Raw genomic sequence first — 12,305 nt, 5'->3', positions numbered from 1 at the left:
CAGCGAGCCCCTGAGGGCCCGCCCCGCGCTTCCCGCCTGAGCGGCGGGTATTCCTTCCCCATGTGTTTCATGCGTGTGCCTGTGCCAGGCGCGGCGCGGGATGCGTTCAACCGTGCATGGGGGCGACGCGATGCGCGGGAGAAGCCGGCGTCCATACGAGGAGACGAACGAAGAACATGAAGATGACGACATTGGCTGCCGCCATGATCGGGCTGGGTGGCGCGGTCGGAGCGGCGCCGGCACGGTCGGCGGTGGAGATCTATGGCGTGCTGGATACCGCCGTGGAGCACCTGCGTTCCAGCACGGGACAGCACGCGTCGCTGATGAAGCAGACCGGCCACGTGCCGTCGCGGGTGGGGTTGCGCGGCAGGGAAGACCTCGGCAACGGCATGCAGGCGCGTTTCGAACTGGAAAGCGGCCTGGGCCTGGACAGCGGCAGCCTGCTGCAGGGTGGCCGCATGTTCGGACGCTCCGCCTATGTGGGCCTGGGCTCGCGGCAATGGGGGGAAGTGCGGCTGGGGCGCCAGCTGTCCCTGATGCAGGGGGCGCTGGCGCCCTACGACCCCGATCATTTCTCGCCGTATTCGCCGGCGCTGGCGATGCAACTATCGGATCTCAGCCAGACATCGCTGGACAACGTGGCCAGCTACTGGTCGCCGACGGTGGGCGGCTTCGCGCTGGCCCTGGCGTTCGCATCGGGCGAGAACGCCCCGGTGGCCCCCAATCCCGGCGCGCCGCAAGTCGTCGGTCCCGGTACCGCCAGGCATACCCGGGCGGCCCTGCTGACCTATCGCCGCGCCGGCCTGTCGGCGGGCGTGGCCGCCATGGCCCTGGTGCAAGCCATGGTCTTCAGCTTCCTGGAGCGCATGGGCATGGACCGGGGATTCGGCGCCGGCGCGGTGACCGCCGTGTTGATCGCGCTGGGCATCGTGAACCTGTTTCCCGCTCCGCTGGCCGCGGTGCTGGAGCAGCGTTGGCCGGCCCGGGCTGTGCTGTGCTGGGGGCCGCTGGTCCAGGCGTCGCTGGCGTTGCTGATCGCGCAGGGCACGGCGTTCCCGCCCTACGCGGCCGGAGCCCTGTTCTTCTCGGCGGCGATGATCTTCACCCATACCTTTGCCTTCGGCGTGCTGGCCCGGCTGGAACCGAGCGGCCGGCTGGTGGCCGCCACCCCCGCCATGCTGATGACCGGTTCGGCCATCGGGCCTTTCCTGGGCGGCACGCTGGTCAAGTCCGCCGGCTATGGCGCGCTGGGCTGGGCGGCGGTGGGCATCGCCGGCGCGGCGGTGCTCGCCTTCCACCTGGCCTGCCGCCGCCTGCCTTCCGCGCGCACGCTGGCGCGCACCTGAACATTTCCTACGGAGACACCCATGAAATTTCCCTTTGTGTTCTTGCTGGCCGCCGCATTGGCCAGCGGCGCGCCGCAATGGGCGGCTGCCGCCGATGCGCGGGCGGAGCGGCCCATGGCCTGGACGACCCTGGGCACGGCGGGCGGCCCCATCATCCACGCCGACCGTTCGCAGCCCGCCAATCTGCTGACCGCCGGCCAGCGGGTCTGGCTGGTCGATTGCGGAGATGGCGCGCTGGAGCGCCTGGCCGCCGCGGGCTACCAGCCCTCCCGGGTGGGGGCGGTATTCATCAGCCATCTGCATCAGGACCACGTCGGCGGCCTGCAAGGCGTGATCGGCCTGCGCTGGATGCAGGTGGCGCCGGGAACGCTGACCATCTACGGTCCGCCGGGCACGGATGAAGTGGTCGACGGCATCCTGCGCTCCTTGCAGCCGTCCCACCTCGTCAGCGCCGAGGATGTGGGCGGCGGCCGGGGCGCGCGTACGCCGGCCGATACCGTCAGGGTGGTGATTCTGAAGGACGGCAGTGACGTGGACGTGGAGGGCGTGCGCGCGGCGCGCAATTCCCATTTCGACGGCCCGGTGGCCAGGATAGGCACCGAGTCGCTGTCGCTGCGCTTCGACCTGGATGGGCAGGGCATCGGCTACACGGGGGATACCGGCGAGAGCGCCGCGGTCGCTCGGCTGTTCAAGGGGGTAGAGCTGATGGTGAGCGAGGTCATCGACCTGGACGGCATCGTCGCCAACCTCAACGGCCCGGCTTCGCCCATGCCGCCGCAGGTGCGGCCCGCCTTGATCGACCACCTGAAGAAGCATCACCTGACACCGGCGCAGGCCGGCGCCATCGCGGCCGAGGCGGGCGCGCGGCGCCTGGTCTTCACGCACCTGGGCATCGCCGCGGCGTTCCAGCAGTCCGCGCCGGCGCTGGCGGCCGGTGCCCGGACGACCTTCGGCGGCGACGTCTTCGTGGCGCGCGATCTGGATCGTTTCTGAACATGGAGAAAGGGATGAAGATTCTCTGGATGATGGCCGCCGCGATGGTGACCGCGGCCGTGCCTCCCGCCGTCCTGGCCGCGGATGTCGCGCCGGCGGCTGCATTCGTGACGCTGGGGACGGGCGGAGGTCCGGTCATCCGGCGTGAACGCGCGGAACCGGCGAATGCGGTGGTGGTGGGCGACAGCGTCTATCTGTTCGACGTGGGGGCGGGCACCGAGCGCCAGATGGTGGCGGCGGGGCTGTCCATGCACAAGGTCAAGGCCGTTTTCGTTTCCCACCACCATATCGATCACAACGCCGACCTGGGCCAGATCCTCGCCAGCCGCTGGATGTTCAACAGCTACCAGCCGTTGCCGGTGATCGGGCCGCCGGGCACCGCGCGCATGGTGGCCGACCTGGTCGCCGCCGCCCGTACGGTGGAACTGGCGCCCATAGGCGGCGGCCCCGGCGGCAAGCCGCCGCTGGCTTCGACGGTCAAGGCGGCGGACCTGGACGCCGAGATGGACGAGCCGGCCGAGATCTATCGCGACGCCAACCTCCGCGTGCTGGCCGTGACGAACACGCACTATCACTTCCCGCCAGGCAGTCCGCAGGCGGCGTTCTCGCGGTCGTATGCCTTCCGCATCGAGACGCCCGGACGGGTCTATGTCTTCACGGGCGATACCGGCCCGTCCAAGAACGTGGAGCGCCTGGCGCGGGGGGCAGACGTACTGGTGAGCGAAGTGATCAACCTGGACAGCATGGTCGGAATTCTCAAGCGCGCCCCGGACCTGAAACCGGCGATGCTGCCTTCCATGATCAGGCACATGGAGCAGAACCACCTGACGCCCGTCGAGATCGGCAAGCTGGCCACGGCGGCGGGGGTCAAGGAAGTCGTGCTCACGCACCTGGCCCCGGGCGAGGATGGGGAGCGCGACCTGTCCGGCTATGTCCGCGGCATTCAGCCGGCCTTCATGGGGCCGGTGCGCATCGCCAGCGACCTGCAACGATTCTGAGAAAAGAGAGATCTCCATGAGTGCAACCGTATTCACCGGCGTCCGTGTCTTCGATGGCTCGGGTACGCCGCCATTCCCGGCCGAGGTCCGGGTCGAGGGCGAGCGCATCGTCCAGGTGGCGCGCGAGGCGGCGGTGCCGCGCGAAGGCGCCCGCATCGTCGACGGCCGCGGCGGCGTGCTGATGCCGGGCCTGGTCGAGGCCCACGCCCATCTGTCCTGGCCCACGTCGGTGGAGCGCTTCGTGCCCGGCATGTCCCTGCCGGAACAGGACCTCGTGCTCAATACCGCGCGCAATGCCCGCATCCTGCTCGATCATGGCTTTACCAGCGCCTATTCGGCGGGGGCGTTGGACAGGACCGTGGAAATCACGCTCAAGGCGGCCATCGACGCGGGGGGCATGCCGGGGCCGCGCCTGGTTCCTTCCTCGGTCGAGCGCGAGCCGCCCATCGAGTCGGCGATGATGGACCCGGGCAAGGTGGACGAACACGGGCGAGGGCCCGAGGCGGTCCGTGCCTTCGTGAAGGGCTGCGCGGCGCTGGGCGCGAAATCGCTCAAGTTCCTGTTGTCGGGGGAAAGCGCGCTCAAGCCCGGCGCCTCCATGGAGCTGCTCTACACCGAGGACGAGGCGCGGGCGGCGGGCGAGCAGGCACGCGAGTCGGACGTCTGGCTGACCGCCCACGCGCACGCCGCCGAGGCGGTGAAGATGGGCCTGCGCCATGGCTTTCGCGTGCTGTACCACTGCACCTACGCGGACGAGGAGGCGCTGGACATGATGGAGGCGCGCAAGGACGAGATATTCGTCGCGCCCACGCTGGGCATCGTGCAGGCGACACTGGATGCCGTGCCGCCGCCGCATTTCGACATGCGCCACATGAAGGAGGATGCCGCCATCGTGCTGGAGCGCCAGCGACGGCTGGTGCCGGAGTTGCGGCGGCGCGGCGTGCGGGTGCTGCCGGGAGGCGACTACGGTTTCCCCTTCAATCCCAATGGACGCAACGCGCGCGACCTGGAGCTGTTCGTGCGCCACCTGGGCTATACCCCCGCCGAAGCGTTGTCGGCGGCGACCATGCTTGGCGGGCAGATCATGGGCCTGGACGGCGAACTGGGGATGGTGCGCAAGGGCTTCCTGGCCGACCTGTTGCTGGTCGACGGCGATCCGTGCCAGGATGTGGCGATCCTGCAGGACAAGTCCCGGCTGTCCGCGATCATGAAGGATGGCCGGTTCCACAAATCCCCGGAGGGACGGCAATGAATCGTTTCTGGCAACGCTGGTGGTGCGCGGTGGCTTGCGGCATGCTGCCGCTGGGCGCGGGACCGGTCCTGGCGGCGGAGGGGGGCGTGCCGCCCGAATTGCAGGCCAGGTTGCGGCAGATGGGGCCGGTCATCGACGTGCCGGCGACCAAGGGGCTGTACCAGCCGCTGCTGGCCGCGCAACCGCGCGATGGGGTCAAGGTCGAGGCCGGTCTTCCCTACGGCCCGGACGAGCGGCACAGGCTGGACGTCTACGCGCCGGCCGAGGCCGCCTCGCGCCGGCCCGTCCTGGTGTTCGTCCACGGCGGCGGCTTCGTCCGGGGCGACAAGTCGGACAGCGCCAACCAGGGCTATTTCTATGCGCGCCAGGGCTACGTGGTCGTGGTGCCCAACTACCGGCTCGGGCCCGCCCACCGGTGGCCGGCCGGCGCCCAGGACATCTCGTCCGTACTGGCCTGGGCCAGGACCCACGCGGCCGGGCTCGGCGGCGACCCCGAACGCATCGTGCTGATGGGGGAGTCGGCGGGGGCGGCCCATGCCGCGGCTGCGACGCTGGTCCGGCGGTTCCATCCCGCCGAAGGACTCAGAATCGCCGGCGCGGTGTTCATCTCGGGCGTCTACGATGCACGGCTGGAGGGAATGGCGCGGCGCCAGTTCGGCATCCCGACGCCGGATCCCCGCAACGAGGCGTACTTCGGGCCGGACCGCGCGCAATGGGGTGCCATGTCGACCGTGGACCTGGTCGACGCGGCGCCCTTTCCGGTGCTGATCAGCTACGCCGAGATGGACCCCATGCAGATGCAGGTGCAGGCCGGCGAACTGTTCGCCCGGCTGGTGACCCGGCACGGCTTCGCGCCGGAACTCAATGTCGTGCGGGGGCACAACCACCTGAGCCAGGTCTATTCGGTGAACACCGGCGACGAGTCGCTGAGCGCGCCGGTACTGCGCTTCCTGAAGAGCTTGTTTCCCGGGCAGACCCCGTAGCGGCGAGCCGGCCGCTCGCGCACTGGAAGGGCGGCGGCCTCCGGGTGCAAAATACCGGCAAGCCGCCTGCATGTCCCGTGGCCTGCACGGCGGATCGCCATAGGGAGATTTGGTGAAGCTCACGACCCTGAACGCGCTGGTCGCGGCGGTGGAAGAAGGCAGTCTGCGCGGAGCGGCGAGGCGGGTGGGCACGTCGCAGCCGGCATTGACCAAGATGGTCAGGGAACTGGAGCTCGAACTGGGCGTGACGCTGTTGCAGCGGACCTCGCGCGGCGTCGTGCCCACGGCCCAGGGCCGCGTCCTGTACGAACGCTCGGTCAAGGCACGCCGCGAACTGAACCTGGCGGTGGACGAGATCCGGCAGATGTCCGGCTCCATGGTGGGCGAGCTGCACCTGGGCGCGGTGCCGGTGGCGGTCATGTTGCTGGTGCCCGAGGCGCTGAGGACCTTCGGCCAGGAATTCCCCGGCATCCGGCTGCGCGTGAGCGAAGAGCTCTATGTCGCGCAATTGCAGAAACTGCGGGCCCACGAGGTGGACGTGACCCTGGGGGGGATACCGGAAGACCTGTCGGCGGGCGAGTTTCCATATCGAGCCGCTGATCCGCACGACCATGGTACCCACCGCGCGCCGGGGCAGCCCGTGGCTGAAGGCGCGCACGCTGGCCGATCTGCAGGGCGCCCGCTGGGTGTTCACCGGTGCCGACGGGGAATCGGGCTATGCCCGGCCCTTGTTCGAGCAGCACGGGCTGGAACCGCCGGCGGTGGCCGCGGTGGCCAATTCGACCCTGGCGCTGCTGTCCTTGCTGGCGGCGGGCGACTATGTGGGCCTGATGCCGCGCCAGATCGCCATGCAGCCGCTGGCGTCCCAGTTCATGTCGGTGATCGACGTGGAAGAGAAGGGCTACGACCTGACGGTGGGCGCCATGCTGCGCAGCGATTCGCTGCCCTCGCCGCTGATGCGGCACCTGATCACCCACCTGCACCGGGCCGCGCACCACATCGGGCGCGACGATGCCGCGCTGGCGCCGGCCCGGCGGGCCTAGGAACGGTTCTAGCGGTTGACGACCACGCCCGCGTCTATGGTGCCATAGACGCTGATGCCGCTGCCGCCTTGGGCGGAATCGGACGGGGATCGCGGCGCGGGCGTGCAGGCCACGCAGAAGGCCGCCAGCAGCGGCCAGGTCGAGTTGAGCAAGAGTCGGAACATACGGTTTCCTGTCCGCGTCAATGCGGGCCCCAGGCGGACATGCCGTCCGGCAGCCCCGGCTGGGAACCGCCGGCGATGAAGGCCCGGACCTGTTCGTCGGTGATGAAGCTCGCGGCAGAGCTGGCGCGCAGGATGTCCTCGGGCGCCATGGGCTTGGCGATGGCCCAGCCCTGTACATAGTCTACCCCCAGCTCCGCCAGCGCTTCCACCGTGGCATAGTCCTCCACCCATTCGGCGATGCTGCGCATGCCGAGGTTGCGCGCCAGCTCGACGATGGCCTCGACGATGGCATAGTTGGCCGGATGCTCGTGCATGCGCTTGATGAAACCGCCATCGATCTTGAGCGCGTCGGCGGCGAACTCCTTCAGGTACGAGAACGAGGTGTAGCCCGCGCCGAAGTCGTCGAGCGCGATCTTGGCGCCGCAGGACTTGAGCCGGTCGATGAAGCGGCGGGAGTTGGCGATGTCGTGCAGGGCCACGCTTTCGGTGATCTCCATGCACAGGTACTTCACCACCGGTCCGAAGCGCGAGAGGATGCGGAAGGTGTCCTCGATGAAAGCCTCGTCGTTCAGCGACGCGCCGCTCAGGTTGACGCAGACGAAGCGCGTGTTGGGCAGGCGCGGCAGGTTCTCGGTCAGCCACACCAGCGTCGAGGTCAGCACCCACTTGTCCAGTTCACCGATGGTGCCGTTGGCCTCGGCCGCCGCGATGATCTTGCCGGCCGGCACCATCGCGCCGGACGAGTCCTGCATGCGGATCAGCACTTCGAAATCCAGCGAGGCCTCGGGCGCGCGCAGCGACATGATGGGCTGCATGACCAGCGACAGGCCGGTGGGCGTGAAGGTGCTGCCGAGTTCCTCGATCAGCCGCAGCTCTTCGGCGCGTTCCTGGAAGGCCGGCGCGTTTTCCTTGTAGATGACCAGGTGGCCGTGCTTGCCCTTCTTGGCTTCGCGGCAGGCGCGGTCGGCCGCCGAGACGGCATCCTGGACGCGCATCTCGGGCGTGATCTCGATCAGCCCGATGGATACCTTGACCTGGAACGAACGCCGGCGCAACTGGAAGGGCATGTCGCAGATGTCGCTGATGATGCGGCGGCACAGGTCGGTGGCCGGCAGCATGGCGGTGTCGCGCAGTACGAGGATGAACTCGTCCCCGCCGATGCGCCCGATGTGGTGGTGGTCTCCCAGCGACCACTTGACCCGCTGGCAGACCTGCTTGAGGACTTCGTCGCCGGTCTGGTGGCCGTACAGGTCGTTGATCAGCTTGAAGCGGTCCAGGTCCAGGTAGGCCAGGGCGATGGGATGGGCCGGATCGAAGTGCTTCAGCGAGGTTTCGAGGATGTGTTCGATGCCGCGGCGGTTCAGCGCGCCGGTCAGGGTGTCGTTGTTGGCCAGGAAGCGCAGCCGTTCCGTGGCCTTGCGCCGTTCGGTGATGTCCTGCAGCGAGCCCTCGATGCGGGTGTGGGCCAGCGTGGCCTTGGCCAGGTACCAGCGCGGCTCCATGCCGCCTATGGGCTGGGCCTGGATTTCGGCCTCGCCGCCGCGGTCGGCGATCTCCTTGAGCCGGGCCAGCGCGCCCGGCTCGAAGTAGTTCTGCCAGCGCAATTCGTGCAGCGGCCGGCCTTCCAGGCCGAGCTTCTCCTGCATGGCGGTATTGGCGCGCACGAAGCGTCCATCGGGTTCCAGCGTGAACAGCCCCACGGGCGTGACTTCATAGGCGCGTTGCAGTTCGGCCTCGGCATGTTCGCGCTCGACCCGTTCCACGCGTATCTGCTCGGCGAACGCGAACGCGGCCACCAGGCTGGACGCCAGGGCGGCGGTGACGCTGTTGAGGGCGCCGACCAGGGCCTTGAAGTCGAACGCCGCGGCGATGACCTCGGAGAAGGTGGAGAACAGCACAATGCCCAGCGCCGCGGCGTACCAGAGCGCGATGCGCGAACGCGTGACGATGACGATGCGGGCGAGGAAGAAGATGACGACGAAGATGCCGAACGAGGCCACCACCCACATGGCGGGGAGGAAGGCGGCGAAGCTCAGGAAGAGGGCCAGGACCAGCAGCACCAGGCCGGCGCGCGCGCCGGCGCGCAGCAGCCAGGCATAGCCCACGCGGCTGAGCTCGGTGCGCATGAACTGGGCGAACAGCGTGTAGGTGACGATGTAGTAGGCGGCAATGGTCAGCTTGCGGGTCATCGCCATCCATTCGTTGGGGATGGCGCGCTCCAGCCATTGGGTGTCGAACCCCATGGTGATGCCGCCCAGGCGCAGGTTGCCGACCAGCCAGATCGCGAACAAGAGGTAGCGCGCATCGCGGTTGATCAGCGCCGTCATCAGCGTCAGGACGGCCAGGGTCAGCAGCCCGCCCTCGAGCACGCCGGTGGCGTGGTGGTAGGCGAGATGCGACAGGGCCAGCTCGGATTCCGGCCAGGCCTCGACGGTGATGCGGGCGGGGCCCGAGAAGTGGGCGCGGCACAGCAGGTCGCGGGGTTGGGCGTGCACGCCCAGGTCCAGCGCGAAACCGGACTTCACCGATTGCAGGATGCCCGACGTGCCGCTGCGCGTGGCCGCGCCCACGGGGGCCAGCCCGGCGGCGTTCCAGCACGAGATTTCCTGCGCATGGCGAGAGGGGAGCTCGACGCTTTGCGGCGTGTTCGAAGGGGGAACGGTGAAGCGGAACCAGAACGGCGTCTCGGCCAGGCGGGTGTCGTGGAACCGGACCGCGGGCGCGGACGCAAGGGCGGCCAGCGCTTCGGAAGGGGTCTGGCCGTTCTTGTCGGCGACCACCGCGAAGGGCAGGGTGCGATTGTCGTTGGTGTCGTAGATGCTGTGTTCCAGCGTGAGCGCCACCAGCGAGAAGACGAAGATCGCGGCCGGTACGAGGTAGTACGAGAAGTTGCTTAAGAACCAGTCGATCTTGGCTGTAACCCAGGCTATGCGGGTAGAGGGTTCCGCCGAAGGGGGCTGCATGTTCGCCTTGTGAAGGAGGGGGGGCTTGTCGGTCCGCGGGCGGCCCGCCCCCCCGGATGGGCCGCTGATCGTGCCGTATCAGGCCTGCGGTTGGAGGAGTTCTTCCCGTTCCCGCGAAGCGCTGCGCAGCGCGTCAATGTTAATCAAATTCCCATCGATGCGAATGTCCGGATGATGGGTCTTGAACACAAACTGATACAAAGGATGGCTGCCCTCGCGCCACCGCTTTTCCGCCGTCGCGATCTCGAAGGCCAGCACGCGGTGGGGAATGTTGCCGGCGTGCCGCATCGGCATGAAACCTTGGCCGGGGAACACTTCGCGGAACATCAGCGCCTCGTACTGGCGGTCGAGCGGGGACCGTCCGGCAATGACCATCCAGTCTATGCCAGCCTGCACGCAAAAGAGGAAATAGGCCTTGAAAAGGGCGGTTTTCGCCACGCGGCCCATGCGTTCGCTGGCCACGCCCAGCCGGGTGGCCTCGGCCAGCGCATAGCCCGAGAGCCAATCGGGCAGCGTGACCGACTGTTCCAGCCACAGCGGGCCGCACATGTTGGTCTGGACGCGCATGGTGCCCAGCGGCGCGCCATCGAACTTGGATTCGGCCAGCAGCACGACCGAGCCGGGATCGGTGTCGTGCAGTTCCGGCTCGCCCAGGTTGCGGGCGATTTCCGGCACGTGGCGGCCATAGGCCGACTGGCGCATGGTGATGGCTTTTTCCATCGCCTCGCCGTCCCGCGCGATGCGGACGGTGAAGGGCAGGTTCTCCGGGGTTTGCTCGGAAAGCGGCAGCAGCAGGCCGGACCGGGTGGACAGAGTGTTGTCGTAAGACATTTGGACTTCCTTGTAAGAGTGGGACGGTATGGCCGTTGCGGATATCGCAGCGGTGACACCAGATTCGCACGTCTGGACGGGAAGTTGCTTACAACTGAGGGGAAAAAGGGGTTAAGGCCCGATTTTTGTTGTGCGTTGCACAATGGGCGGTTTCAACCGCCCAGGCTGGCCCATATCAGGCTGGCGCCCGCCAGCATGAGCAGCCCGCAGACCAGCCATTTGATGGCGCGCCGGGAAATAGGAGGCGGATGGCGGGCCTGCCACCACGACACGCCCGCGACGACGGGAACGGCGCAGACGCCCAGCAGCAGCGAGCTCCATTCGAAATGGCCGCTGGCGGCCACCAGTACCAGGCGCAGGGCGGCGCTGGCGGCGAACATCATGAACAGGCATTCGCGCACCAGGTTGCGATCCAGGGGCTGCCGGTACAGGTGATAGACCATGGGCGGTCCCGACGTGGAGAAGAGCCCGCCGAGCAGGCCCGACAGCACGCCGAAGAACCACAGCGCCGGCTTGCCCGACGGCTGGGCGCGGGGGGCGCTCTGCACCAGCAGCAGGACGGAACAGCCGATGATGGCCACCCCCAGCAGCAGCCGCAGCGTCGTCACCGCATTCGTGCTGAGCCAGGCCAGCAGCGCGACGCCGCCCAGCACGCCCAGGAGACTGCTGGTCAGTATGGGCCGCAGCAGCGTCCAGTCGAAGGTGACCCGGTTGTAGCGCCAGTAGGCCCAGGCGTTGGCCAGGCTCAGGACGCTGGCGACATTGGCCGCCTCGGGAATGGGCATGAGGCCGAAGGCGCCGACCATGCCGAGCAGCAGCAGGGCGAAGGCAAAGCCGGTGAGGTTCTGGCAGTAGGCCGACAGGCCCACGCAGGCGAGGAATAGCAGAAAGGTCAGTACGGTCATGAGCCCGAAATACTAACCCGAAAAGGAGGGGCTTTCCCGGCAGGACGGTGCGCGGTCAGCTCGCGCGCAGCACGGCCGAGATGCTGGCCGCGCTGCGCAGCGCGTGCTGGGCCAGCGGGGCTTCCGGATCCAGTTCTTCTTCCAGCGCCAGCCCGGCCACGATCAGCGCGGCCACGGCTTCGCCGCCACGGCCGAACACCGGGCAGGCGAGCGTGCCCACCCCCGGCCGCATCTCGCTCAGGCCGAACGACAGGCCCCGGGCCGCGCGTATCGCTTCCAGCCGTTCCGAGACGGCCGCGTAGCGTTCCTCGCCCACGTGCGCGATGCCCTGTTCGCGCGGCCACGCGGCCAGGATGGCGCGCCCGCTCACGCTGGCGTCCAGCGGGAAATGGGTACCGATGTCGGTGATGATGTTCAGCGGCACCGACGGAGCCCAGATGCGTTCGATGATGACCACCTCGTCCAGCGCCGGCACGGAGATGGAGACGATCGCGCGGCGCTTGCCCACGCCTTTTTCCTGGAGCTCGATCGCATGCGGCAGGGCGGCGCGCCGTATGCCGAGCCGGTCGTGCTGGGCCGTTCCCAGCACCAGGCACTTGGGTCCCAGCGCATAGACCCCTTCCCGTGCCTGCACCATGCCCCAGAAGGCCAGGGTGCGGAGCACGCGATGGACCGTGGTGCGGTCCAGTTCCGTCGCCTGTGCCAGTTCGAGCGCCGTCGCGCCTCGCGGCATCCGCATCAGCACGTCGAGCAGGAGCATGGCCCGGTCGATGACCTGCACCCGATTGCCGGGCGGAGCTGCGGAAGGGATGGACGGGCGGGGCATG

General features: G+C 68.5%; 11 protein-coding genes and 1 pseudogene. 7 read left to right on the top strand and 5 right to left on the bottom strand.

What is annotated here, in order from left to right; all coding sequences use genetic code 11:
* Positions 1-176: 176 nt before the first annotated feature.
* The 7 genes and pseudogenes from CDO46_RS06830 (at position 177) to CDO46_RS28595 (ending at position 6,615) form a co-directional block, all read left to right on the top strand.
* The gene (locus CDO46_RS06830) at positions 177-1,346 is read left to right on the top strand and encodes a porin (RefSeq protein ID WP_176400672.1); all 1,170 of its coding nucleotides are present in this window, start codon (positions 177-179) and stop codon (positions 1,344-1,346) included.
* Between the two features lie 21 nt (positions 1,347-1,367).
* Positions 1,368-2,339, top strand: a complete 972-nt coding sequence (locus tag CDO46_RS06825; RefSeq protein WP_087837803.1) for an MBL fold metallo-hydrolase — start codon at positions 1,368-1,370, stop codon at positions 2,337-2,339.
* A gap of 14 nt (positions 2,340-2,353) precedes the next feature.
* Positions 2,354-3,337: an MBL fold metallo-hydrolase gene (locus CDO46_RS06820; protein ID WP_165963174.1), complete on the top strand. Its 984-nt coding sequence runs from the start codon at positions 2,354-2,356 to the stop codon at positions 3,335-3,337.
* A 16-nt stretch (positions 3,338-3,353) separates the two neighbouring features.
* Complete coding sequence (locus tag CDO46_RS06815) at positions 3,354-4,589, top strand: amidohydrolase family protein (RefSeq protein ID WP_087837801.1); 1,236 nt, start codon at positions 3,354-3,356, stop codon at positions 4,587-4,589.
* Positions 4,586-5,572 (top strand): alpha/beta hydrolase, encoded by a 987-nt coding sequence (locus tag CDO46_RS06810; protein WP_243724532.1) that lies wholly within the window; start codon positions 4,586-4,588, stop codon positions 5,570-5,572. Before CDO46_RS06815 ends, CDO46_RS06810 begins: the two co-directional genes overlap by 4 nt.
* 112 nt (positions 5,573-5,684) lie before the next feature.
* Positions 5,685-6,086, top strand: a pseudogene (locus CDO46_RS28600) (LysR family transcriptional regulator); the annotation flags it as partial.
* A 97-nt stretch (positions 6,087-6,183) separates the two neighbouring features.
* Entirely contained in the window at positions 6,184-6,615 is a 432-nt protein-coding gene (locus CDO46_RS28595; RefSeq protein ID WP_254914565.1) for a LysR substrate-binding domain-containing protein, read from the top strand.
* A gap of 8 nt (positions 6,616-6,623) precedes the next feature.
* Here CDO46_RS28595 and CDO46_RS28315 read toward each other — a convergent pair whose 3' ends face one another.
* The 5 genes from CDO46_RS28315 to CDO46_RS06785 all read right to left on the bottom strand — a co-directional run bounded on the left by CDO46_RS28315 (position 6,624) and on the right by CDO46_RS06785 (position 12,304).
* Positions 6,624-6,779 carry a hypothetical protein gene (locus CDO46_RS28315; protein ID WP_165963175.1) on the bottom strand — a complete coding sequence of 52 codons (156 nt, stop codon included), beginning with the start codon at positions 6,777-6,779 and terminating at the stop codon, positions 6,624-6,626.
* A 17-nt stretch (positions 6,780-6,796) separates the two neighbouring features.
* Positions 6,797-9,742 (bottom strand): EAL domain-containing protein, encoded by a 2,946-nt coding sequence (locus CDO46_RS06800; RefSeq protein WP_087837799.1) that lies wholly within the window; start codon positions 9,740-9,742, stop codon positions 6,797-6,799.
* A gap of 78 nt (positions 9,743-9,820) precedes the next feature.
* Complete coding sequence (locus CDO46_RS06795) at positions 9,821-10,573, bottom strand: hypothetical protein (RefSeq protein WP_087837798.1); 753 nt, start codon at positions 10,571-10,573, stop codon at positions 9,821-9,823.
* A gap of 152 nt (positions 10,574-10,725) precedes the next feature.
* Entirely contained in the window at positions 10,726-11,478 is a 753-nt protein-coding gene (locus CDO46_RS06790) for a TSUP family transporter (protein WP_087837797.1), read from the bottom strand.
* 55 nt (positions 11,479-11,533) lie between these two features.
* Positions 11,534-12,304 carry an IclR family transcriptional regulator gene (locus tag CDO46_RS06785; RefSeq protein ID WP_087837796.1) on the bottom strand — a complete coding sequence of 257 codons (771 nt, stop codon included), beginning with the start codon at positions 12,302-12,304 and terminating at the stop codon, positions 11,534-11,536.
* Position 12,305: the final 1 nt, after the last annotated feature.

The organism is Pigmentiphaga sp. NML030171 (genome assembly GCF_002188635.1).
Lineage (GTDB): Bacteria > Pseudomonadota > Gammaproteobacteria > Burkholderiales > Burkholderiaceae_B > Pigmentiphaga > Pigmentiphaga daeguensis.
The sequence above is the reverse complement of the archived record's forward strand: the minus strand, read 5'-3'. Positions and strand labels throughout refer to the sequence as shown.